This is a genomic window from Haloarcula sp. KBTZ06 (genome assembly GCF_048595605.1).
GTDB classification, from domain to species: Archaea; Halobacteriota; Halobacteria; order Halobacteriales; family Haloarculaceae; genus Haloarcula; species Haloarcula hispanica.
Map to the genome: position 1 here is coordinate 2,245,990 of NZ_CP184337.1, position 23,478 is coordinate 2,269,467.

Below are 23,478 nucleotides of genomic sequence, written 5' to 3' on the forward strand. Positions count from 1 at the left end.
GTGACGGAGATGGGTGTGTATGAACACACCGCCGCTCGCCGTCCGGAGGCTGCGATGGTAAACCTCGCGCTCTCGGCGGCACAGCTCGTCTTGGCGCTGGTACTCGTGGGACTGAACGGCTTTTTCGTCGCCGCGGAGTTCGCCTTCGTTCGCGTTCGCGGCACCTCTGTCGAACAGCTCGCTGACGAGGGGAAAGCCGGTGCGGGCTCGCTCCAGGCAGTGATGGCGGACTTGGACAACTACCTCGCGGTGACCCAGCTCGGGATTACGCTCGCCTCGCTGGGGCTGGGGTGGGTCGGTGAGCCCGCCGTGGCGGCGCTGCTGGAACCTGTTCTGGCACCGATACTGCCGGAGACCCTCCTCCACCTCGTGGCGTTCGCGATTGGGTTTACAATCATCACGTTCCTCCACGTCGTCTTCGGCGAACTCGCACCGAAGACGTTCGCGATTGCCCAGACCGAGCGGCTCTCACTGTTGCTCGCACCGCCGATGAAGCTGTTTTACTACCTGTTCTATCCTGGTATCGTCGTCTTCAACGGCTCGGCGAACGCCTTTACGCAACTGCTCGGCGTCCCGCCGGCCTCGGAAACGGACGAGACGCTCGGCGAGCGTGAGATACGCCGGGTGCTGGCTCGGTCCGGCGAAGAGGGGAACATCGACGCGGCGGAGGTCGACATGATAGAGCGCGTGTTCGACCTCGACGATACGGTCGTCCGGGAGGTCATGGTCCCGCGCCCCGACGTCGTGAGCGTGCCGGCCGACGCCACGCTGTCGGATATCCGGGCAGTCGTTTTCGACGAGGGACACACCCGCTATCCGGTGGTCGATGCCGACGACAGCGACCAGATCGTCGGGTTCATCGACGTCAAGGACGTGCTACGGGCCGGCGAGGAAGGCAACGAAAACACGACTGCCGGCGATATCGCCCACGAGATACCGGTCGTCCCGGAGACGACCGCTATCAACGACCTCCTGTTGCAGTTCCGGCAAGACCGCCGGCAGATGGCCGCGGTCATCGACGAATGGGGGTCGCTCGAAGGCATCGCGACCATCGAGGACGTGGTCGAGGCCGTCGTCGGCGACCTGCGCGACGAGTTCGACGTCGACGGCCGCGAACACGCCATCCGCAAGCGAAGCGACGGGAGCTACGACGCCGACGGCGGCGTCCCGCTGTCGACAGTCAGCGAGGCGCTCGGTGTCGACCTCGACAGCGACGCAGTCGAAACCGTCGGCGGGCTGGTACTGAGTCATCTCGACCGCGCGCCGGAAGTCGGTGATACCGCCGAAGCGGCCGGACACGCGTTCGAGGTGACAAGCGTCGACGGCACCCGTATCTCGACGGTTCGGATTCGAGCGAACGACGGCGACACCCCGACCACCGACTGAGCCGGTCCCAGACCCGGGTGACGAGAACAGGGCCAGTCACGGAGTGCCGCCCGTCTACAAGGGAATCAGTCCACGACGGCCGCCAGGCTTCGGTCAACGGCTCGCTCGACGTGCAGCGCCGTCGTGTCGAACAGCGGCGTGTCGGGGCAGTCCGACTGTTCGACGAGGAGTTCGATTTCGGTACAGCCGAGGACAATCCCTTGTGCCCCCGCCTCCACCAGCCCGTTGATGACGTCGAGATACCGCGCTCGTGAGTCGGGGCGCACCTCGCCGGCGGTCAGCTCATCGAAAATAATCAGGTCGACATCCTCACGGGCGCTCGGGTCGGGGACGACCGTCTCGATGCCGTGTGACGCGAACCGGTCGTGGTAGAACGCCCCCGACATCACGGCGTCCGTCCCCAGGACGCCGACGGTCTCGATGCCCGCAGCACGGATTGCCTCCGCCGCCACGTCGACGATGTGGAGGAACGGCACCGAGAGTGCCTCGACCAGTTGGGGCGCGACCCGGTGCATCGTGTTCGTCGCCATCACTACGAAGTCGGCTCCGGCGGCCTCCAGGTCCAGCGCCGCATCGACGAGGATTGACGCGGCGCTGTCCCAGGCCTGGTCACGGATACACTGCTCGATGGCGGCGAAGTTGACGCTCCGGATGACGATATCGCCTGCACTGTGCCCGCCGAGTGCGTCGTTGATTCTGTGGTCGATACGCCGATAGTAGGTCCGCGTCGACTCGCTACTCATCCCGCCGAGGACGCCGATTGTCTGCATCTCGTCTAGTGGCATCGTGGTGACACTCAGTGGCCCCTTCCCAGCGAGTTCGCTTAGCGGTTCCGCCCCCAAGCTCGCCAGTGAGCGTCGACTGGGAGGAGCTGTCTTGGGGAACGCTCTCAGAAGAACTCGCCCAGATACACCGGCTCGGGCTGGAACACGGTAGCGAGCGGGTCCCGAACCGAGTCGTCGCGTATCTCCAGGCCGGCCACTCGTTCGGCGGCGTCGACGCCATGGGTCCCGACGGCCAGTTGAGAGAGGGTCGCAATATCCACCGACGCGTCGGCCGACGGCGGCTCGTTCCGGTTCGCGACCGAGTCGACGCTCGCCGAGCCGTTCTCCACGGTCAGCCGAAACAAGCCGTCATTGCGGTCGAGCAGCGGGTCGCTGACCGAGAGGGTACAGGCGAGGTCGGTGTCGGGCCAGTCGAGACGTTCGAGATGAGATATGTCGGTGAGCCGCACCATCGGTCCGGCCTCGACGGTACAGTCGACCGCGCCGGGGTCGTCGACGCGATGGAGGAGGTCGGCGTCGGGTGGCAACTGGAGTGTAACGCGCTCTATCTGTGCGCCGTGGGTCCCGAGGAACGCGAACAGCGCGCGGCGACCCTCCTCGTCGGCGGCCGCGAACTGTGTGGCCGAGAGCGTGTGGTCCGCGTCATCCGCGACGGTGTACACGACGTACCCACGGAGGTCCCCGTCGCGTTCGTAGCCGTAGCAGTACGGGACGCCGTCGTCGTCCCAGTCGGCGAGCGTCCGCTCGCGCCACCACGCTTCCGAGCGGCGGAGCGAGAGCGCCGCCCCGGCGGCTGAAGCGGTCTCGACCCGACGGAGCCGCTCCCAGTCGTCGGCGTCGAGGCGGACCAGCTGTCCGGCGGTGGAGTGGTCCGGGAGCGCCGACGGCGGCAGGTCGTAGCGGTGGTAGGTGTTCGCCGTTCCCCAGCCCAGGCGTCGGTAGAACGGCGTCGAGAACGGCCAGAGGGTGACGAACCCGACATCGGCCTCGCGGTACTCGTGTAAGGCGTGCCGACAGAGGTCGGCGGCGTATCCCTGCCCGCGGTATTCTGGTGGCGTCGCGACCGCGCCGAGGCCGCCGACCGTCGCCGCTTCGTCGCGAACGGTCGTGTCGAGATAGTAGAGCTTGCAGACCGCACGAAGGCTGTCGTCGTCGTAGAGGCCTCGCTGGTCGAACAGCGACGGCGGCCAGTCACTATCGGGCTCCGGCGTCACCGGACCCGTTTCGGGCGCGAACGCGTACTGGAGCATCCGCTGGCAGGCTTCGCGGTCAGTCGCCGGGACGGGGCGCAACTCGGACATACCGTCCCAGGTGTTCGCCAGCTACAGAAACCTAGTCATCTGTGGACCGACGCCGTGGCCGTCCCCGAGTACTGAGCCGTCACGGAACGTACCAGATACCCCGGTCACGGTCGAGGACCGACCCGACGACGATGTGCGGGAGCGCGACGATACTGATGAACACGCTCCAGAACGCCACCGCGCCGGGGAGCAGGTCGCTCGTCCCCAGTGGGTTCGGGAACGCCCAGTAGACGGCGACGAGGACGCCGAAGGTGGCCAGCGCCCCGACGACGAGGACGACCCAGGCGCGCAGTGCGACGGTCGAGGGGTCCGCGCCGCCGAGCAGGTCCCAGCGCTCGTCGCCGACCGGCTCTGTTTCGACGGACGCCGTCCGCGCCACCTGTCGGGCGGAGTACCAGAACGGGAAGTACAGGCCGACAGCCACGAGGACCGGAACGAACGCGAAGTACGCCGCCAGCAGCAGCGACTCCCCCGCGTCGACGAGCCACGAACGGCCGCCGCCGCGCACGTAGCCCAGCAGGATATGTGTCACCAGCGCGAGACCGTAGCCCGACCCGATGACGACCCGGGTCGTGTCGAACGAGCCCGCGTACGACGAGAGCGCCCCGGGTTCGACGAGCCCGACCATCAGCGCGCTGAACGCGTGGAACGTCTGCGGCCAGAACACGATGGGGACGAGCATCACCGCGCCGCCGCGGACGGCCGCTGCGAGCCCGCGCTGGAACCGTGTCCGGAGGTGCTCGGTGCCGCTCGTGGCTTCCAGCACCTGCAGGCCGCCGAGCCCGCCCTTCGCCATGGCGACGGTCAGCGCCAGCGCGAGGCCGGCGACTGGCGCCACGAGGAACAGGCCGACGAATCCGCCGATGGCCGCCAGATACACCGCGACGTACCGCCAGCGAAACGAGGGGCGACGGCGGCGGAGGTTCTCGAAGTGCTCGTACCCGCCGTGGGGGAGATTGAGCGCGACCATCCCGACGAGATACACCACCATCTGGGCCCGGAGCGGGACCCTGACGCCGACGGTGCCGAGGAGGCCGAAGGTGGCGGCGAGCACCAGCAGGCTCGCCCGCGAGAGCCAGAGCGACGGATGGCGGTCGGTGTCCCGATGCCGCTGCCAGACGGACCCCAGGCCGGTCGTGGGCATATCGTGGCCCTAGGGAAATACTCACAATAAACGAGACAAGCGATTCCAGCGAACTGGGAACGGCCCAGTGGATTAATTATGACAGTGTCTGTTGTGAGGTCTTGAGAATCCAGACAACCCTTTTTCAGTCATAGTCGCTAGCGGCTGCTATGCGTGATGGCCTCCCTCGCGACCGGACGGTGACCGTCGTCGGCGGCGGCTTCGGCGGCCTCTCGGCCGCGTGCTATCTGGCCGACGCCGGGGCCGACGTGCGACTGGTCGAACGCCACGACCGCCTCGGCGGGCACGCGGGCGTCCTCGAACGCGACGGCTTCCGGTTCGACACCGGTCCGTCGTGGTATCTGATGCCCGACGTGTTCGAGCGCTTCTTCGGCCACTTCGACCGCGAGCCCGCGGACTACTACGAACTGGAGCGACTGGACCCCCAGTACCGGGTGTTCTGGAAGGACGGCGATCGCGTGACGATGCGGCCGAACCGCGAGAACGCCCGCGAGGTGTTCGAGTCCTACGAGGAGGGGGCCGGCGATGCGCTAGCCGAGTACCTCGACCGGGCCGAACAGAACTACGAACTGGCGATGAACCGGGTCGTCTACGAGGGCCGCGAGCGGTTGCGGGACTACGTCGACACCGACCTCCTCCCGCTCGCGCCGCGGGCGCGGCTGTTCGGCTCGATGGACGACTACGTGGGCCGCTACATCGACCACCCGAAGCTCCGGCAGCTGCTCGAATACACGCTGGTGTTTCTCGGCGGCGCGCCACACAACACCCCGGCGCTGTACAGCATCATGAGCCACGTCGACCTGAACATGAACGTGTTCTACCCGGAGGGCGGCATCGCCGGCGTCGTCGACAGCCTCGGGTCGCTGGCTCGCGAACTCGGCGTCGACGTCCAGACCGGGACCGAGGTCCAGCACATCGCCGGCGAGGCGGGGGCGTTCGAACTGACCACCAAGGACGGCGTCGTCGGCTCCGACATCGTCGTCAGCAACGCCAACCCCGCATACACCGAGCAGCACCTGCTCGACCCCGCCGCGCGTGACCACGATACCGAGTACTGGGACGACCAGACCTACGCGCCGTCCGCGTTCATGCTGTATCTCGGCGTCGAGGGCGACGTGGAGCCGCTGGCGCATCACTCGCTGGTGCTGCCGACGGACTGGGACGGCCACTTCGAGCAGATATTCGACCGCCCGGCGTGGCCCGACGACCCCGCCTACTACCTGTCGGTTACGTCGAAGACCGACGAGACGGTCGCCCCGGACGACCACCACGCCGTCGTCGTTCTCGTCCCCATCGCGCCGGGGCTAGACGACGGCCCCGACATCCGCGAGGAATACCGGGAGTTCGTTCTAGACGACCTCGCCAAACAGACCGGTGTGGACCTCCGTGACCGCATTGTCGTCGAGGAGTCGGCCTGCGTGAGCGAATTCGCCGAGCGCTTCGGCGACCCGCAGGGGACGGCGCTCGGACTGGCCCACACGCTGTTCCAGACCGGGCCGCTTCGCCCCGGCCACCGCGCCGGCCTCGAGGGGCTCTACTACACCGGGGCCTACACGACCCCCGGTATCGGGATGCCGATGTGTCTCATCAGCGGCGAACACACCGCCCGCGACATCATCGAGGACAGCCCGTTCGAGACGAAACAGGACCGTTCGGCCTCGACGGCGGACTGACGCCGTGGCTTTCGGTTCGTCGTTTGTGTGGACCGTCCGAGTCACAACATGATACTGTAACGCACAGACCGCAGCCCAGCCTCGAACGGTTTATTGTCCCGCTTCAGGTAACGGGGGCATGGAGAAGCTCCGCGAGTCGCTGCACGAAGCCCCGATCATCGACAAGGACGGATACTCCTACCTGGTCCACCCGCTCAGCAACGGCGTCCCGATGCTGGAGCCGGAACTCCTCCGCGAGGTCGTCGTCGGCGTGACGCGGGCGGCCGACCTCGACGTGGACAAGATCGTCGCGCCGGAGGCGATGGGTATCCACATCGCGACCGCGCTCTCGCTCCAGACGGACATTCCGCTCGTGGTCATCCGCAAGCGTTCCTACGGCCTCGACGACGAGGTCCCGCTGCACAAGACCACCGGCTACTCCGAGTCGGAGATGTTCATCAACGACATCGAGGCGGGCGACGACCTGCTCATCGTCGACGACCTGCTCTCGACCGGCGGCACGATGGCCTCCATCTGCGAGGCGCTCGACGATATCGGGGCGGATATCTCGGACATCGTCGTCGTCTTCCGGAAACAGGGCGAGTCAGCGCTTGACGACACCGACTACGAAGTGACCAGCCTGCTCGATATCTCGGTCGATCAGAACGGCGTCACCATCCACGACTGAGAAGACTGCTGTCCCTGTTTACGCCTGCTCGACAGCGGCGGCCATGTGCTCTCGGGCTTCCTCGGGCGTCATCCCGCGAACGCCACACGCACAGGAGAGCAGTTCGGGGTCGGTCAGGTCGTCGACCTCCTCGGCGCTGGCCCGTTCGAGCGCGTCCTCGTCGGCGTCGTAGTCGAAGGTCACCCGATATGTGACCTGTGCCACCCCCTCGATCTGGTGGGACTCGTCGGGGTCGGGGTTTGCGATGGCCTCAGCGTGCTCTTCCTGCATCGCGGACTTCCACTGTTCGAGGTTCGCCTCGGGGTCCGAATCATCAGGCATACGCTGGCTGTCGGCGGCAGGACTGAAAAAGCGAGCGCTGGCGCTCCGGTCAGGCGGGAGCCGAGAAAGAGGGCGACTCTCGGAACGCTTTTTCCGCCAGCAAACGCTGGCTTCCCTGTGGGCGATTCTCGATCCGATTCCGACCGAGCCCGGTTCCTGTTGGCCGCGGCGACTACCGTCGCCACCGTTGCGACGGCCGGCAGCCTCTATCTCTCGCTGGGCCTCGGGCTGACCCCCTGTCGGCTCTGCTGGTATCAGCGAATCCTCATGTATCCGCTGGTGGTCGTCCTCGGCGTCGCCGCCGTCGAGAACCGGCCCGGTGTCGTCCGGACGGCGCTGCCGCTGGCGGTGCCGGGGGCCGCCATCGCGGCCTACCACTCCTGGCTGCAGGTGAGCCAGACGACCTGCGGCATCGGGGCGGTCAGTTGTGCGCAGATACAGTACCGGGTGCTCGGTCTGACCGTGCCGAACCTCTCGCTGACGGCGTTTCTCCTGGTGACCGGGCTGGTCGTCGCGGCGTCCGTGAAGCGGTCGTAGAGTACCGGACAGCCTTCGCCGGGACCGCACCCCTTTTTCCGGTCGCCCGTCGTGCCCCCGATATGGAATACACCAGACTCGGTTCGACCGGAACGACGGTTTCACAGCTGTGTTTCGGCACCTGGCGCTTCGGCCGGGAGACCGGCGGCGTCGTCGAAACCGACCGCGAGGAGGCCCACGAACTGCTGGACGCGGCGTGGGAGCGGGGCATCAACTTCATCGACACCGCCAACGTCTACGGCAACCCCAACGGGACCAGCGAGGAGTACATCGGCGAGTGGCTCGACGACTACGACCGTGAGGACTTTGTCATCGCCTCGAAGGTGTACTTCCCCTTCGACGGTCGCGGCGAGCCCGGCCCCAACGACTCTGGTCTCGGCCGCAAGCACATCCGCGCACAGATCGAGGGGACGCTGGACCGCCTCGACACGGACTATCTCGACCTCTACTACATCCACCGCTGGGACGAGCACAGCGACATCGAGGAGACGCTGTCGACGCTCGACGACCTCGTCCGCGCGGGCAAGGTCCACCACCTCGGCGCGTCGACGATGGCCGCCTGGCAACTGACCAAGGCCCTCTGGAAGAGCGACGTCGAGGACTACGAACGCTTCGAGGTGACACAGCCGCTCTTCCACGCCGGCTACCGCGATGACGTGAAAGACTACCTCGATGTGTGTGCCGATCAGGACATCGCTGTCTGTCCGTACTCGCCGCTGGCCGGCGGCTTCCTCACGGGCAAGTACGAGCGCACGGACGACGACGACCCGACGGCCTTCGAGGGACCGGCGGGCGCTCGCGGCTCGCTGTCCGACCGCTTCGAGGACTTCTACCTCTCGGAGCGCGGCTGGCACGTCCTCGACGAACTCCGCGCCGTCGCGGACGAACTCGACGCCACGCCCGCCCAGGTCGCGCTCCGCTGGCTCATCGAACAGCCGGATATCACCTGCGTCCCCATCGTCGGCGCGCGCACCGTCGACCAGCTCGACGAGAACGTCGGCGCGGCCGACATCTCGCTGTCCGACGACCAGTTCAACCGGATTGTGAGTGCCCGCTACGCCGAGAACGGCGAGCGCTGGGGCCACCGGGCGTAATCGGGATACAAACTGACCGAACCGCGTTGTAGTCGGGATAGTCCGCTGTCGTTCGGAGGAGACTGCGATATACTCCTGAGCCGGTCGGAACTCCCGGCCGACTGCCGACGGCCCTACGATGCCGATTTGCTGGCCCTGTCACCGGACGCAGTCACTGCCTCAGGCGCAATCGCCCCGAACAGCCAGACTGCGCCGCCAGCGACGAGAAACAGGCCGCCAAGCGCCGCAACTGCTGTGGTCGCCGTGGTTGCATCCGCCGCCACCCCAGCAGCAAGTGCCAGCGGCGTCCGGAGAGCCATATACGACATCGAGACCGCTGAGAGCAACGTCGCCCGCCCGACCGCCTCGACATGGTCGTTAATATACCCGTTTGCGATGGGCTGGACCAGCGGCTTCGCGGTTCGGACTGTCGCGAACGTCGGTAGTGCCACCAGCGCAATCCACAGCGGTACCACGAGCGCGACAGCCGTCAGGGCTGGCACGACGATCACGGCTTTGCGGACGCCGAGACGGGCCTCAATTGCGCCGGCGTAGTAGCCGCCAGCGGACGAGACTGCTGTCAGGGCGGCGTACAGCACACCCAGTCCGAGCGCGAGCGCCGCGCCGGCCTCACCTGCTCGCGCCGCCGCGATCGGACCACCAGCAGGGACCTCTACGCCGAGAGTGGCGACGTACGGCCCCAGCGTCTCGACCGCCATCGGCTGGACGTAGGTGTGAGAAACGCTCAACACGGCATAGAACAGTCCGATGTACAGTATCAGTGCTCGGAGCGGCGGTCGAGCCAGATGCGTGCGGATGACGGCGACGGTTTCCAGCGGATCGAGACGGTCGCCGGAGTCAGAGTCACCACCCCGGTCTGCGTACTGCCGGTTCTTCGGCAATGAAAGCAGTGCGACGGACCCGAGGCTATTGAAACCGACCGCAGCAACGAACGGATAGATCGGGTCCAGCCCGTACAGCAGGCCACCGACAACCATTGAGACTGCCGCAGTCCAGTTCTGCATCGCGTCACCCCGGCCGCGGATATGGCTGAACTGCCCGCTATCGAGTCGTTCAGAGAGTGTATCGTACAGCCACGCATCCATACTCCCCGAGCGTAACGTCAGCGCCAGCGCCCACAGTGCATAGAGGAAGCCGTACCAGAGAAACCCCGAAGCGAGAACGAAGCCTGCGAGTGAGGTAACGGTGAACAGCACGCTGAGAAGGAGGCTCGCACGCCGCCCGAGCCTGTCACCGACGTAGCCTGTTGGTATCTCGCCGACGACTGACAGCGCCGAACAGACCGCTGAGAGGACACCGACCTGTGTGAACGTCAGTGTTCGCAGGAGAAACAAGGTGAAAATGGGAGTTATGAATCCGACCGAAATCGTGGCACGGTACAGGTAGTACCGGCGCACTAACCCACGGTCGGATACCGGTCCGAACATACGGACGTTGTCACTTTCGGGGGACTAAAGCACTTCCTGAAACGTGATTCAGTACGATTTTTGACAGGAGAGTGCAGATATCAGCACCCAACGATAGTATTGCAGGGTACTGTGAAGCGTTAGACCGTTTCCGATGGGTCGGTGACCTCGTCAGCGGCCGGATACACGCCGACTTGGTCGCAGTGGCCCGCCAGCGGGCAGGCGTCGGGGTCGTCCAAACAGGCCGGCTTCCGGGCGCTACAGTACTCCCGGCCGAACTGGATCATCGCGGTATGTCCGAAGCCGCATTTCTCCCCAGGGACGTCGCGTTCCAGATACTCGCGGACAGCCTCGTGGTCGGCATCGGGTGGGGCCAGCCCCATCCGGCGGGCGATGCGGTGGACGTGTGTATCGACGGGGAACACACCGCCGCGACCGCCCGCGAACAGCAGGACGCAGTCGGCGGTCTTCGGGCCGACGCCGTTCATGTCGAGCAGCGTTGACCGCACCTTCTCGGGGTCGCTGTCGCGGACGAACTCGTCGAACCCGGCCTCACCGCCGTACTCCTCGCAGATACGCTGAGCGAGGGCGATGATGCGCTCGGACTTCTGGTTGTAGAGCCCGGCTGAGGAGATGGTCTCGGCGAGTTCGGGCTGGTCGGCGTCGGCCAGCGCGCGGGCGAGGTCAGCATCGGTGCCGCCACCGCTCGCAGCCCCGCCGCCGCTCCCGTACCGCGCCATCAATTCGTCGTGGGCCGGCTGGCTCGCCTTGTCGGAGGTGTTCTGGCTGAGAATCGTCCGGACCAGGCACTCGAAGGCGTCCCGGCCGCCGTAGGTCTTCGTCCAGTACATTTCGCCGAGGCGGTCCACGATAGCTTCGGCCCGCGTCCCAGCCGTTTCCGGGTCGAACGTGGCTGACTGGCCGCCGCCAGCGGTCCCGCCGCTGATGTTCTCCGCTGGTTCCTCGTCGCTCATATCCAGTGCCAGGGCCGGCGGACTCAAAACGCCTACCCCGAACCGTTCGCATGACGGCGGCATCGCTTCTTCGCCGTCGCTATCGTCGTCAATGGTATGATGAACGGGAGTGATTGGCGGCGGGACCTATCCGGGCTGAGCGTCATCACAAAAGTGCTGATACAGACGATGTGAGATGGGTTCTCGTACTCTCCAGACACCATCCGCTGGGAGGACCGATAGTTCCGGTGTGGTCCACAGCAAAGGACCTGAAATGGGGCGTCCTTGGGGCGAGACGCCCACGGGACAGACACGAAAAACTCGTGGCGCGCGGCGACGGGCTATGCCCACGGTGGTCGTCGCCGCGAAAGATGGTCGAGACTGACAGGTCAATACCCGGTCACGTCCTGACTCTCACCTCCTGTAGGGCGGCGTTTGCGCGGACGACAGGGACGGCAGTACCCGACTCGCTACGGCGACAGATATCCCGTCTCGATGTGGCCTGTTCGTCCGGCATACAATTGTTTAGGCTACCCTAAAATACAAAAAGCCATCGGTTTCTAGGCGAGCCAAAAAGTAGAGCGTCGATTACTCCTCGACGATGACGGTGCCAACCATCCCCGCGGCTTCGTGCGGAATACAGACGTAGCCGTGCTCGCCAGCCGTCTCGAACGTGTGAACGTAACTCTGGCCGGACTGCACTGCCCCTTCCCCGTTCTCCCATCCCTCGCGTGCGGCCGACTCGCTCTCGAATCCGCCGGAGGCCCAGTAGGTCGCGTCCGACGGGATTTCGTCCGCCACAGCGGTGACCGAGTGCGGTTCGCCGCCGACGTGTTCCCAGGCGACTTTATCGCCGACGCTGACAGTGAGTTCTTCCGGCGCATACGCCACTGCTTCCATGTCGACGACGTGGTCGGCGTCGTCGGGAACGCCCTCGACGACGTTCGGGCCGCCGGACAGCGACGTCTCAGTCTCCTCGGACTCCTCGCTACCGTGGCCTCCGGACCCGCTCGGGGCGCTGTCGACAGCGCCGACGACAGCGAACTGCGCGGTTCGCGTCGCATCTGCAAGCACTGTCGGGTCCCCGTCGCCGTTCGTAAGCCCTTGCGAGTAGTCGCTCAACGCAGCCTCGAAGTGCTCGTAGGCGTCGTGGTCCGCTTCCTCCAGCATCTCGTGAACCCGTGCTTCCTCGAAGGTCGCGAAGACGTCCTGTACGATGGCTGTCGCGGCCTCCCCGTTGCCGCCGGCGCTCCCGGCGATGGCATACGCCGCCGCGATGGCCTCGTCGTTGAACGCTGTCGCCGCGCTGGTGACATCCCCACCGTCCTGAGCGGCGGCACGAACGTCGGAAAGCGTCGATTCGAAGCTCTCGTAGATTTCCTCGTCGGCTTCTTCCAGCGCCTCGTGGAAGCCCGCCGCGCCGCTCTCGAAGTGGGCGAAGGTATCCTGGATGACGGTCGCCGCGCGGTCGGTTTCCGACAGCGCCGCGAGGCCGGCCGCGTCGAAGGCCCGCCCGATCATGTAGTCCGCCTCCGCTCCGCTGGCGACAGCCGTCGACAGGGCCGCTTCGAAGTCAAGCAAGGCCTGCTGGACCCCGTCGTGATGGGTCGCCACGGCTTCGCTGTCGTCGTTCTCGTAGGCCGACTGGAGTGCCACGAGGTGTTCCTCTTCGAAGCGATGGTAGAGGTCCTCGCTCTCGTGCTCCATCGTCTCGTGGAAGCCGAGTTCGTTCTCCTCGAAGCGGGCGAACACGTCTGAGACGATAGTCGCCGCGCTGTCGGCGTCGCCGAGGCGATACAGTTCGCGAGCGTCCGCAATGCGCGCACGGAAGAAGGCGGACTCCAGCGCCGCCCGGGCGTCCTCGCCGCCGACCAGCGCTTCGATACCAGTCACGAGGTTCGTATCGACCGTTTCGACGGCGCTGTCGATGCCGTCCGCGCTCCCGTTCTCGATGGCACTGGAAAGGTCCTCCAGTCCGCCCTCGAAGGCTTCGTAGGCCTCGCCGTCGGCCTCCTCCAGCGCGTCGTGCGCGTTCGCTCCCTCGAAGTGAGCGAAGACGTTCTCGACGGCCGTCGACGCTGCATCGGCCGCGTCGTTGGCGGCGAGCCAGTCCGCATCGGCAATCCGGGCACGGTAGCTGTTCAGCGTGACCGTGTGCGCGTACGCCTGCCCGGGACCGCCGGCGGACGCGAGTGCGGCCGCGTCCCAGCCGCGGGCCTGCATCGTCGCGAGGTGACCTGCACCAGCGACCGCCTCTTGCTGGACCAGCGCATACGCACCTGTGACAGTCGCATCGAGCGCGGCGCGGGCCTGTTCGGTGACACCGCTCGCGTCTTCACTGCCCGCGGCGGAACCGATGCCAGCCAGTGCGTTCTCGAAGGCTTCGTAGGACTCCGCGTCCGCAGTCTCTATTTTGCTGTACACCAGCGCGTCCTCGAACGCGGTCATCGTCTCCTCCGCGATGGTAGCGGCCGCTTCGAAAGCGCCCAGCGTCCCGGCCATGGCGGCATTGCTCGCCCGACTACCCAGCACGAGCAGGTCCAGCACTCTGGTGGCCTGCTGTCCGGCAGCGGCCTGCTGCGCTGTCTGGAGGTGGCCCGACGCTTTGTCTGCGGCCGAGGCGGCTCCGGACACGTCGCCCTCGGACAGCGACGACTGGACGGACCCGAGCGCGTCCTCGAACCCCTCGTATGCCGACTCGGACGTGGCTTCTAGCTGTTCGTGGGCTCCGTACTCGCCCGACGCCCCCTCGAAGCGGGCGAAAACGCTCTGGGCGACAGCCGCCCCGGCACCGGGCGCACCGGCCCGACCCAGCGCGACGGCATCGTACAACCGCGCCCGGTAGACGTTCCACTCAGTCGCGACAGCGGTCATCGGCCCGACCGAGACGCCGCTTTCGTCCCCCTCGTCGGTTTCCGCACCCGTTACCTGTTCTGTCGCTGCTTCGGTATCAGCTGACGCCGTGTTCGGTTCGGACGACCCCTGGCTTGGACAGCCAGCAAGGAGTCCCGTCGCAGCGATCCCCACCGTCTTCAGCAAGTCGCGTCTCTGTGGCATACAGTCGATTAGGCAGGCCTAAAAGACTTAACAGCACCGATCTTTCGGCGAGCCTAAAACCCTTCGTAGTTACACGTCATCACAGTGATACGGAAACTGTGTCGCCGGTACTGACACCGAACGCTTCGTCGCCGCGGCCGCGGTTGACGGCGAGTTCGACGTTCCCATGGCTGCCAACAGTGACGAGTCGCTGGCCCTGGTCGACGGCGGCGTAGGCCCGTCGGACTGGAGCCTCAACGCCGTCGACCGAGACCACCCCGCCGAACCGCTCCGCAAGTACCGCACCGGGTATGTTCGTCACGGCGTTCCCGAAGTCATCGACGACGAGTACCTCGCCGGTCGCTCCGTCACCTTCGACTGCGGCTGCCGGGAACCGAAGGTCGACGTAGTCGTCGGTCGGCTCGATTTCGGGCCGTGTTTCAATGGTATCGACGCCGGTGTCGTGGACGGCCGCCGCGGCGGGCGCAAACACGTCCCGCCCGTGGAACGTCGTACTCGCCGGGTCGTCGTAGGCCCAGGTGAACACCTCGAACGCGTCCGGGGCGTCGTTCTCGGTTTCAGCCAGTTCGCGGGCGACTGGCAGGAGGACGCCGTTGTCAGGCCCCACGAGCGCGTGGTCGCCCGCACGGACGACGATGGCGTCTCTGTCGGTTCCGACGCCCGGGTCGACGACGACACAGTGGACTGCCGGCGGAAAGTACGGGAGCGTCTGCGTGAGCCAGAACGCCGCTGCCCGCACGTCCTGCCGTGGGAAATCGTGAGCGATATCCGCGATACGCGCGTCCGTCGCCCGACAGATGACGCCCTTCATCGCCGCCGGATACGGTGATCCGAAATCAGAGCTGAGCGTAATCATCAGTCGTCGAGGTCATCGATGGATTCGGTGACGGACTCGCCGCTGGCGGTGTATCGTTCGAGCGAGTCACTGTCTGAGACGTGCTGGAGTCGCTTGATGCCGTGGATCTCCTCGATGACTTCCACAACAGATGCCGGGACCCGGTCACGCCAGGACTCGTCGTCGATCATCCGCTGGCGGATCTCGCTGCCCTCCAGTCGGTCGCGGTCGAACATCGGCGACTGGCGGACCTCGATACCGGCCTCCTCGAACAAGCGGACGACAAGCGGATTGTTCGAGTACGCCACGTCGAAGTCCGGGCACATACTCTCGACGTGGCTCACCCAGACGGCGTTGCGGTTGATGTCCTCAAGGGGGACGACATAAGTCGTCAGGTCGTACTCCGCGACGGCCTTCGTAATCATCATGATTCGCTCGCCGGCCGTGAAGGGGTCGTGAGTGGTGTGTGAATCGTCGGCGCTTCCGATGCCCAGGACGAGTTCGTCCACCTCATCGGCGATACGTTCGACCATCGAGTGATGGCCGTTGTGGTAGGGCTGGAAGCGACCGATGTAGAACCCACGCATATTCCCCAGTGGGTGTGGTGGTTTGATAAACCCGACGACGCGGTACCGCCGGAATACAAGCACACCCAATTCGGGCGCTGTACTGCGGTTTCCGGGGTGTTGCAACAACCGACACGGGGAGAAAGTATATCAGTCGACAGGCCTTCCGTGAGTATGTTAGCAACGTTTGTATGAGCGACAACACCGACACCGACGCGACTCCCGACCCTGACCGGGAGGCATCCGACGCTGGGGAGGAAGAGGCGTCGACCAACGGGGCCAAACAGGACCCCGACGAACCCGCCTCTGAGCCCTCGGCCGACGAGCCATCCGACCCGTCCGAGGAGCGATGGGGCGGCGAGGGAGAAACGTCCGAAACGACACTCGGAAGCGATGTCCAAGTTGACGGCGAGTCCGAACTGGACGGAGACGAGGAGAATCTCCTCGGCGGTCTCGAAATCGAGTCGACCGCCGACATCGAAGTGCCAGACCGACTCGTCGACCAGGTCATCGGGCAGGACCACGCCCGTGACGTGATCAAGAAGGCGGCCAAACAGCGCCGCCACGTCATGATGATCGGCTCCCCCGGAACGGGGAAGTCGATGCTGGCGAAAGCGATGTCCCAACTGCTTCCGCGGGAGGAGCTGCAGGACGTTCTCGTCTATCACAATCCCGACGACGGCAACGAGCCGAAAGTTCGCACCGTCCCCGGCGGCAAAGGGGAACAGATCGTCGAGGCCCACAAGGAGGAGGCCCGCAAGCGAAACCAGATGCGGACCTTCCTCATGTGGATCATCATCGCCATCGTCATCGGCTACGCCCTGATCCTCGTCCAGCAAGTCCTGCTGGGGATTCTCGCGGCCGGTGTCATCTATCTCGCGTTCCGCTACGGTTCGCGCGGTAGCGACGCGATGATCCCGAACCTGCTGGTCAACAACGCCAACCAGAAGACTGCGCCGTTCGAGGACGCGACGGGCGCTCACGCCGGCGCACTGCTGGGCGACGTTCGCCACGACCCGTTCCAGTCAGGCGGGATGGAGACGCCGAGCCACGACCGCGTCGAACCCGGTGCCATCCACCAGGCCAACAAGGGCGTGCTGTTCGTCGACGAGATCAACACGCTCGACATCCGCAGCCAGCAGAAGCTGATGACGGCCATCCAGGAGGGCGAGTTCTCCATCACAGGCCAGTCCGAGCGCTCCTCGGGCGCGATGGTCCAGACCGAGCCCGTTCCCTGTGACTTCATCATGATCGCGGCGGGGAACCTCGACGCGATGGAGAACATGCACCCCGCGCTGCGCTCCCGTATCAAGGGGTATGGGTACGAGGTGTACATGGACGACACCATCGAGGACGACCCCGAGATGCGACGGAAGTACGCCCGGTTCATCGCCCAGGAGGTCGAGAACGACGGGCGGCTCCCGCACTTCACCGAGGAGGCCGTTCAGGAACTCATCCTGGAGGCCCGGCGTCGCGCCGGCCGCAAAGGCCACCTCAGCCTGAAGTTCCGTGACCTCGGTGGGCTGGTCCGCGTCGCCGGCGACATCGCCCGCGCCGAGGACCGCGACCGCACCGAGCGAGCGGACGTGCTACAGGCCAAACGCCGCTCCCGGTCCATCGAGCAACAGCTCGCGGACAACTACATCGAGCGCCGCAAGGACTACGAGCTCACCGTCAACCAGGGCGACGTGGTCGGCCGCGTCAACGGGCTCGCCGTCATGGGCGAGGACAGCGGTATCGTCCTCCCTGTCATGGCCGAGGTCAGCCCATCACAGGGTCCCGGTCAGGTCATCGCTACCGGACAGCTCAAGGAGATGGCCGAGGAAGCCGTCCAGAACGTCTCGGCGATTATCAAGAAGTTCTCCGACGAGGACATCTCCGAGAAGGACGTCCACATCCAGTTCGTTCAGGCCGGTGAGGGCGGCGTCGACGGCGACTCCGCCTCTATCACCGTCGCCACCGCGGTTATCTCCGCGATAGAAAACGTTCCGATCAAGCAAAACCTCGCCATGACCGGCTCACTGTCGGTCCGGGGCGACGTGCTCCCGGTCGGCGGCGTCACGCACAAGATCGAGGCGGCCGCCAAGTCCGGCCTCGATACGGTCATCATCCCCGAGGCGAACACGCAGGACGTGATGATCGAGGACGAGTACGAGGACATGATCGAGATCATCCCCGTCTCGCACATCTCTGAAGTCCTCGAAGTCGCCCTCGCCGGCGAAGCCGAGAAGGACTCGCTGGTCGACCGCCTCAAGTCCATCACGGGCAAGGCGCTCGATCACGAGGTCGGCCGGCAGAGCGGCAGCCCAAGTCCCCAATAGATGCCCGAGTGGGCCGCGTTCGTCGGCCTGACGGGGTTTCTTTTAACCGCGCTTCTCGGTCTCGCACGGCTCTCACAGGGAGCCGTACGGTCCGACGGCGGCGTCTCGTCGACAGTCGACAGTACTTCGATGGCCACCGAACCCCAGGACCCGACTCTCCCACGCTTCGAGACACAACGGGCGGCGGCCCAGCGACGGCAGATGCAGGATACGCTCGCCCCAAGTGACCTCTCGACAGGGGCCTTACTGGCCAACGTCGCGTTCACGCAGGGGCTGTTCGGCGTGTTGCTGGTCGCTGGCGCGTTCTACTTCGAAATCCCGGCCAGTGCGTTCGGTATTACTGCGGACGCTCTCTCGACTGGACTGCCGGCGATAGCCGTCGGCATCGGCGCTGGCGTCGGGTTCTGGCTGGGCAACGAACTCGCCGCGGCGCTGGCCGACGGCTTCGGCGTCGCCTTCGACGAGTCGCTGCGGGAACTGCTCGCCCCGGACTCGGCCGGCGGCTGGGTCGTCCTGCTGGGCGGTGTCCTGCCGGTCATCGCCATCGTCGAGGAACTCCTCTTCCGGGCGGCGGCTATCGGCGTTCCCGTAGCCGGCCTCGACGCACCGGCGTGGGCGATGGCCATCGTTGCCTCCGTCGCCTTCGCGCTGGGCCACGGTGCACAGGGTCGGGTGGGAATCGTCGTCACCGGCACGCTGGGGCTGGCGCTCGCGGGCCTGTTCATCGCGACAAACAGCCTGCTCGCCGTCGTCGTCGCCCACTACCTCGTCAACGCCCTCGAACTGATCGTCCACGAGGGGCTGGGCGTCGACCGGCTCTGGGCCTAGAGGCCCTCGATAGCCCGGAGCTTCTGCTCGACGGGCGGCGGCGCGGCGCTCGGTCCGTCACGGACTCTATGGTCCGGAATCAACAGCGGCACGGGGTTCGCGGCCAGTGCCTTCCGGACCTGCGCAAGGTCGCCCTCGTCGTCGTCGTCCAGATCCGGCGTCATCCGCGCGACCTGTGCAACGGTGGCGTCCTCGCCGTACGGAATCTCTTGGACCGCTTCAAGCACTGTGCGCTGGTCCGTCGGGACGGTGAGGCCGACGGTGACGTCCGCGAAGTCGTCCTCGACCCCCTGAAGATACTCGTCGATGCGGTCGAGCAGCGCGTGGTCCGCCCCGGCGTCGTCCTCGGGCTGGGACGGAAACGACAGCGAGATGATCCGGTCGCCGGCCTCACCGAGCTGGACGTACCGGTCGAGATACGACGACTCGCGGGCGTAGATTCCTGCGTCCCCGGTCGGTGCTTCCATACTAGCGTCGTCGGCCGGTCGCCCCTTCAACATTCGGCCTTGGATTGATTGAAGAGACAGACTGGGAAGCGATTTCGAACAGCCAGAAAGCCCGTTGGACAATCCAGGCTGGGTGGGACTGAAAGGGGCGAGGCGCTGGGCGTACGAGGCGACGCAAGCACTGGAGCGAACGCAGTGAGCGAAGGGCGCAGCGAGTCGCAGTAGCCCAGCGCCTCGGGGCTTTCAGGCTCTTTGAGGAAACACAACGAAAACGAGATCCGCCGTCAGTCCTGAACGGAGAGCACGCTGGGGTAGTCAGAGATGAGCCCGTCGACGCCGGCCCGGACCAGTTCACGGGCCTGATACCACGTACTGATCGTCCAGACGTTCAGATCACGGCCTTCGTCGGCAGCGACGTCGACGAGGTCGATATCGCTCAGATCGGACTCGATGTAGCCGTCGTCGTTGAAGAAGGGCGTTCCCTGAACCATGTTCCGAGGGACGTGCATCGCGTCACAGTCGTAGCGGCGGGTAATTTCCAGCCCCGCCTCGATGTCATTCCAGAAGAGGCAGGCAATGGGAATCGAGTCGTCGTAGTCGCGGACGGTCGCGAGCGCGGCCTCGTAGAACGACGAGACGAGGATGTCGTTGTCGTACTCGCTGACGAGGTCGAGCGCGCGCTCGGTGTAGGGCCGCCACACCGCTCGCTGCGCCGACAGCGCCTGGTCCGGCAGCGACTCAGCGAAACGGAGGTCCTGACTGCCGGGGTTCTTGAACTCCAGATTGACGGCGACGCTCGGCGGAATCGAGTCCATGACCGTTTCGAGCGTCGGGACCGTCTCCCCGGTGCCGAGAACAGTCGCACTGGTCACAGTATCGGTGTCGGTCTCGAAGACGAGCCCGTCAGCGTCGGTCAGACCGCGCTCGCCGCCGTCACGCTCGGCCAGCCCGTCGTCGTGAAAGGTGACGAGCGTGCCGTCGGCCGTTGGCACGACATCGACCTCGATCATGTCGGCGCGTCGGTGGGCCGTCTGGGCTCCCGGACCGCCGAACGAGGACGCTTCGACGGCCAGTTCCGTGTTCTCCGGGTAGACGCCGGCGAACCCGCGATGGGCGATGAGGGTCGTGCCGTCAGTCATCGCTTCGCGCTCGCTGTCGTCCGCGTCACTGTTGGTTGTGTCAGTATCATCCGATTCCTGAGGCGTTGCGCTCCCCACGAGTCCCACGCTTGCCAGCGTCGCCGCCGTCCCTCCGACGAACGTCCGTCGGCCGATGTACCGTGACATGCTATGTACGGCTGCCGAGCGGTCGTGAAAGACCGTTTATATGAGGGATATATGCCTCTCCGTAGAAATGGCTCCCACCGGCCAGGTCTGTAGCCGGTTACGCCGGCGTGGTCACGCTTACGCGCTGTGCCGCTCGCGGGCCGCGGCCACGACCAGCGGGAGTGTAATCGTCGCATCGGCATACACCGAGACATTCCGGGCGTCCTTTTCAAGTTTCCCCCACGAGCGAGCCTCGTCGAGCGTCGCGCCGGAGAGGCCGCCGGTGTTAGACGGGTCCATCGTCAACTGGACGGCGTAGTCGTAGGCGTCGGGCGAGACCAGCATCGTCTGGAGGACGTAGTTCTTCGGGACGCCGCCGCCGACGACCATCGCACCGGCGCTGTCGGCCTCGTACGCGATGTCGGTAATCTGTGTCATGTCCGCCAGCGCGTCGACCGTGAACTCGCTGGTCTGGGAGTACATCCACGCCTGCAAGCCCAGCACGGAGTCCTGGAAGGCCGGGCAGTACACCGGGACGTCGTTTTCGTAGGCCGCCGCCAGCACACCGGGATCTTCAGGCACGTCCTCGCGCTCGTTGACCTCGCTGTTGGCCCGGCCCAGTTCCTCCGTCATGCGCTGGATCGAGACCGCGCCCTCGTCTTCCAGCGTCGAGAACACCTCGTCCCGGAGGTGGTTCTCGAACAGGGCGAAGTGCTCCTGAGGCAGGTAGACGTTGTAGATGCGGTCGACGCCCTCGTCACGGAGCGTCTCGTCGTGTTCGCGCTCTGTCTGCCCCTCGGGCGTGACCTCGCCGTGGTGGTGCTTGCCGCCGATGGCCTCGATGCTGTCGTGGGTGCAGTTCGCGCCTGTCGTCACGAGCACGTCGATGTGGCCGTCGCGGATGAGTTCGCTGACGATGGCCCGCATTCCCGTCGGGACCATCGCACCGGCGAGGCCGAAGAAGGTCGTCACGTCGTCATCGAGCATCTCGCTGTAGATGTCGACGGCCTCGTGGATGTCGCTCGCGCCGATGCCGGCCTCGCCGTAGCTGTTAGCCAGTTCGCCGACCGTCATTCCGGCCCGAGCTTCCGCGTGCCCGATCGGATCGTGATGGAACGTCTCTCGCTCGTCGGTGTGGTCGCTCATTGCTGTGCAGTCGAGCGCGGGCGGGTTTCAACGTCGTGGTTCGCCACGACGGGTAGAGGCCGTTGTCGACGTGCCGTCACACCCCGCGGACGGCCATGCATCGACGTGCCGTCACACACCGCGGCTGAAACGGAGGGCTTAGACGCCCCTGCGTTGGATTGGGAGCTATGGATACTGCTGCGTTCAGGCGCGGCGTTCGGGATGTTGCGCCGCTGTTGCTAGGAATTATTCCGTTTGGCCTCGTTGCCGGCATCGCGACCGTCAACGCCGGACTGGGGCTGCCGACCGCAGTCGGGTTGTCGGTGGTCGTCTTCGCCGGCGCATCACAACTCGCGGCGCTGGAACTGCTGGGACAGAACGCACCGCTGACGGTCGTCGTCGCGACAGCCGTCGTCATCAACCTCCGATTGCTGATGTACTCGGCGTCGATTGCCCCGTACTTTCGGGAGTTCACCGGCCGGTGGAAAGCGGTGCTCGCCTACGTGTTGACTGACCAGGCGTACGCGCTGTCGGTCGCCAGCTACCGGTCGGACCGTGAAACGGACCGGAAGTGGTACTACCTCGGCGTCGCCGTGACGCTCTGGGCGGTGTGGCAGGTCACGACTATCGCCGGGGCGCTGCTCGGCACCGGCGTCCCCGACGCCTGGGGCCTCGAATTCGCTATCCCCCTCGTCTTCCTCGCGATTCTGGTCCCAGCAATCGAAGACGCAGCGACCGGCATCGCCGCTGTCGTCGGTGGAACCGTCGCCGTCGTCGGCGCTGGCCTCCCGCTCAATCTCGGACTGCTCGTCGCGGCCGGCGTTGGCATCACGGCTGGCGTTCTCACGGAATCCGCCACGGGAGGGGCCGATGGCGACTAACTACGGCCCGGCTGAGATAGTCGGCGTCATCGCTGTCATCGGCGTGTTGACCTACGCCTGTCGCCTCTCGTTCATCGCGCTGTTCGGTCGGCTCGACGAGATTCCGCCGGTCGTCGAACGGGTGTTGCGGTTCGTCCCCGCCGCCGTCCTCGCCGCGCTCGTCCTCCCCTCGTTCGTGACACTCGACGCCAGTAGTTTCGCCGCAGACAAGTTCGTCGCCGGCGCGCTCGCGGCCGGTGTCGCCTGGCAGACCGAGGACGTGTTCGCGACAATGGTGACCGGAATGGGCGTTCTCTGGGCCATCAGGTTCCTGCTGTAGTCAGCCCAGTTCCAGCGAGGCCCCACAGCAGTCAGACCGGTACTGCTCGCGTCGCTCGACGAGCGTGCAGTCCTGATAGCGGCGGGCAACGAGGTCGCCACACGCCCCGCAGGTGAGGACGTGCTTGGGCTCGGAGAAGGCCGGACAGTGGACGTCGGTATCAAGCTGGTCGGCCCGCTGCCGGAAAGCTCGGCCGTGGTCGGTCGTCCCGTCGCGCTGATATTGCTCGACGTGAATGAGTTCGTGGCGCAGTGTTGCCTCCCAGGCGTCCCGCTCGAAGGCCGAAAAGGCGTCCCAGGTCAGCGACACCGTACATCGAAGCGGGCGGCCGTCGCTCCCGTCGACGCTGTCCCAGTCGTACCGCTCGCCGACGGTGGCGTCGTCCAGTTTCGACCGCTTGACTGCGGCGGCCCGACGCTTGGCTCGGTGGGACACTGCCCAGTCGACGAGGTCGAACCGAACCGAGACGCCCTGCTCGCGGCGGACCCCGCGACAGTACTGTTGCGACCAAGCGATGAGGTCCGCATCCGAGCTAACGCCCTCGAACGAAACGACATCTGCCATCGCC

Annotated in this window: 22 protein-coding genes; 9 read left to right on the forward strand and 13 right to left on the reverse strand. The window is 65.9% G+C overall.

The genetic code is table 11. From position 1 onward, the window contains the following. Positions 1–9: 9 nt before the first annotated feature. Positions 10–1,386, forward strand: coding sequence for a hemolysin family protein (locus tag ACNO8S_RS11705; RefSeq protein ID WP_050036958.1), 1,377 nt, complete (start codon positions 10–12; stop codon positions 1,384–1,386). Between the two features lie 65 nt (positions 1,387–1,451). Here ACNO8S_RS11705 and ACNO8S_RS11710 read toward each other — a convergent pair whose 3' ends face one another. The 3 genes from ACNO8S_RS11710 to ACNO8S_RS11720 form a co-directional block, all read right to left on the reverse strand. Further along, on the reverse strand, positions 1,452–2,171 hold the full coding sequence (locus ACNO8S_RS11710) for an aspartate/glutamate racemase family protein (protein WP_420181952.1): 720 nt from the start codon (positions 2,169–2,171) through the stop codon (positions 1,452–1,454). Between the two features lie 104 nt (positions 2,172–2,275). Then, positions 2,276–3,472: a GNAT family N-acetyltransferase gene (locus ACNO8S_RS11715; protein ID WP_420181953.1), complete on the reverse strand. Its 1,197-nt coding sequence runs from the start codon at positions 3,470–3,472 to the stop codon at positions 2,276–2,278. A 79-nt stretch (positions 3,473–3,551) separates the two neighbouring features. Further along, complete coding sequence (locus ACNO8S_RS11720) at positions 3,552–4,616, reverse strand: Brp/Blh family beta-carotene 15,15'-dioxygenase (protein WP_420181954.1); 1,065 nt, start codon at positions 4,614–4,616, stop codon at positions 3,552–3,554. Positions 4,617–4,765: 149 nt separating this feature from the next. On the opposite strand from ACNO8S_RS11720, the gene ACNO8S_RS11725 reads away from it, so the two are divergent. Together ACNO8S_RS11725 and hpt are read left to right on the forward strand one after the other, a co-directional pair. Beyond that, on the forward strand, positions 4,766–6,289 hold the full coding sequence (locus ACNO8S_RS11725) for a phytoene desaturase family protein (RefSeq protein WP_420181955.1): 1,524 nt from the start codon (positions 4,766–4,768) through the stop codon (positions 6,287–6,289). 118 nt (positions 6,290–6,407) lie between these two features. Beyond that, on the forward strand, positions 6,408–6,956 hold the full coding sequence (gene hpt / locus ACNO8S_RS11730) for a hypoxanthine/guanine phosphoribosyltransferase (protein ID WP_014041107.1): 549 nt from the start codon (positions 6,408–6,410) through the stop codon (positions 6,954–6,956). Between the two features lie 18 nt (positions 6,957–6,974). On the opposite strand, the gene ACNO8S_RS11735 is transcribed toward hpt, so the two are convergent. Beyond that, positions 6,975–7,277, reverse strand: a complete 303-nt coding sequence (locus tag ACNO8S_RS11735) for a hypothetical protein (protein WP_420181956.1) — start codon at positions 7,275–7,277, stop codon at positions 6,975–6,977. Positions 7,278–7,394: 117 nt separating this feature from the next. Between ACNO8S_RS11735 and ACNO8S_RS11740 the strand changes: the two genes are divergently transcribed. Both ACNO8S_RS11740 and ACNO8S_RS11745 read left to right on the forward strand, forming a co-directional pair. Next, positions 7,395–7,814 (forward strand): disulfide bond formation protein B, encoded by a 420-nt coding sequence (locus tag ACNO8S_RS11740; RefSeq protein WP_420181957.1) that lies wholly within the window; start codon positions 7,395–7,397, stop codon positions 7,812–7,814. Between the two features lie 62 nt (positions 7,815–7,876). After that, a complete protein-coding gene (locus ACNO8S_RS11745; protein ID WP_420181958.1) occupies positions 7,877–8,908 on the forward strand; it encodes an aldo/keto reductase in 1,032 nt (343 codons plus the stop codon). Positions 8,909–9,021: 113 nt separating this feature from the next. Here ACNO8S_RS11745 and ACNO8S_RS11750 read toward each other — a convergent pair whose 3' ends face one another. The 5 genes from ACNO8S_RS11750 to ACNO8S_RS11770 form a co-directional block, all read right to left on the reverse strand. Beyond that, positions 9,022–10,335: an MFS transporter gene (locus ACNO8S_RS11750; RefSeq protein ID WP_064288832.1), complete on the reverse strand. Its 1,314-nt coding sequence runs from the start codon at positions 10,333–10,335 to the stop codon at positions 9,022–9,024. Positions 10,336–10,454: 119 nt separating this feature from the next. Further along, positions 10,455–11,288: an endonuclease III domain-containing protein gene (locus ACNO8S_RS11755; protein ID WP_191449933.1), complete on the reverse strand. Its 834-nt coding sequence runs from the start codon at positions 11,286–11,288 to the stop codon at positions 10,455–10,457. A gap of 567 nt (positions 11,289–11,855) precedes the next feature. Beyond that, on the reverse strand, positions 11,856–14,324 hold the full coding sequence (locus tag ACNO8S_RS11760) for a DUF5059 domain-containing protein (RefSeq protein ID WP_420181959.1): 2,469 nt from the start codon (positions 14,322–14,324) through the stop codon (positions 11,856–11,858). Positions 14,325–14,403: 79 nt separating this feature from the next. Next, positions 14,404–15,180, reverse strand: a complete 777-nt coding sequence (locus ACNO8S_RS11765; RefSeq protein ID WP_050036966.1) for an SAM hydrolase/SAM-dependent halogenase family protein — start codon at positions 15,178–15,180, stop codon at positions 14,404–14,406. Beyond that, a complete protein-coding gene (locus ACNO8S_RS11770) occupies positions 15,180–15,746 on the reverse strand; it encodes a nicotinamide-nucleotide adenylyltransferase (protein WP_014041115.1) in 567 nt (188 codons plus the stop codon). Before ACNO8S_RS11770 ends, ACNO8S_RS11765 begins: the two co-directional genes overlap by 1 nt. A gap of 170 nt (positions 15,747–15,916) precedes the next feature. On the opposite strand from ACNO8S_RS11770, the gene lonB reads away from it, so the two are divergent. Beyond that, positions 15,917–18,046 carry an ATP-dependent protease LonB gene (gene lonB, locus ACNO8S_RS11775; protein WP_014041116.1) on the forward strand — a complete coding sequence of 710 codons (2,130 nt, stop codon included), beginning with the start codon at positions 15,917–15,919 and terminating at the stop codon, positions 18,044–18,046. After that, positions 18,047–18,874 (forward strand): CPBP family intramembrane glutamic endopeptidase, encoded by an 828-nt coding sequence (locus ACNO8S_RS11780; RefSeq protein WP_420181960.1) that lies wholly within the window; start codon positions 18,047–18,049, stop codon positions 18,872–18,874. On the opposite strand, the gene ACNO8S_RS11785 is transcribed toward ACNO8S_RS11780, so the two are convergent. From ACNO8S_RS11785 to ACNO8S_RS11795, 3 genes are all read right to left on the reverse strand, one after another. Then, on the reverse strand, positions 18,871–19,374 hold the full coding sequence (locus ACNO8S_RS11785; protein ID WP_420181961.1) for an MGMT family protein: 504 nt from the start codon (positions 19,372–19,374) through the stop codon (positions 18,871–18,873). The two genes, ACNO8S_RS11780 and ACNO8S_RS11785, sit on opposite strands and share 4 nt — an antisense overlap. 230 nt (positions 19,375–19,604) lie before the next feature. After that, positions 19,605–20,606 carry a glycerophosphodiester phosphodiesterase gene (locus ACNO8S_RS11790; protein WP_420181962.1) on the reverse strand — a complete coding sequence of 334 codons (1,002 nt, stop codon included), beginning with the start codon at positions 20,604–20,606 and terminating at the stop codon, positions 19,605–19,607. Positions 20,607–20,723: 117 nt separating this feature from the next. Next, entirely contained in the window at positions 20,724–21,731 is a 1,008-nt protein-coding gene (locus ACNO8S_RS11795; RefSeq protein WP_420181963.1) for a deoxyhypusine synthase, read from the reverse strand. Between the two features lie 167 nt (positions 21,732–21,898). Here ACNO8S_RS11795 and ACNO8S_RS11800 point away from each other — a divergent pair, with 167 nt between their 5' ends. Together ACNO8S_RS11800 and ACNO8S_RS11805 are read left to right on the forward strand one after the other, a co-directional pair. Continuing rightward, positions 21,899–22,591, forward strand: coding sequence for an AzlC family ABC transporter permease (locus ACNO8S_RS11800; RefSeq protein ID WP_420181964.1), 693 nt, complete (start codon positions 21,899–21,901; stop codon positions 22,589–22,591). Continuing rightward, positions 22,581–22,910, forward strand: a complete 330-nt coding sequence (locus tag ACNO8S_RS11805; protein ID WP_420181965.1) for an AzlD domain-containing protein — start codon at positions 22,581–22,583, stop codon at positions 22,908–22,910. The genes ACNO8S_RS11800 and ACNO8S_RS11805 overlap by 11 nt, the downstream gene beginning before the upstream one ends. Here the strand turns inward: ACNO8S_RS11805 and ACNO8S_RS11810 are convergent, their stop codons facing one another. Then, positions 22,911–23,474: a SprT-like domain-containing protein gene (locus ACNO8S_RS11810; protein ID WP_420181966.1), complete on the reverse strand. Its 564-nt coding sequence runs from the start codon at positions 23,472–23,474 to the stop codon at positions 22,911–22,913. It lies immediately after the preceding gene. Positions 23,475–23,478 lie beyond the last annotated feature (4 nt).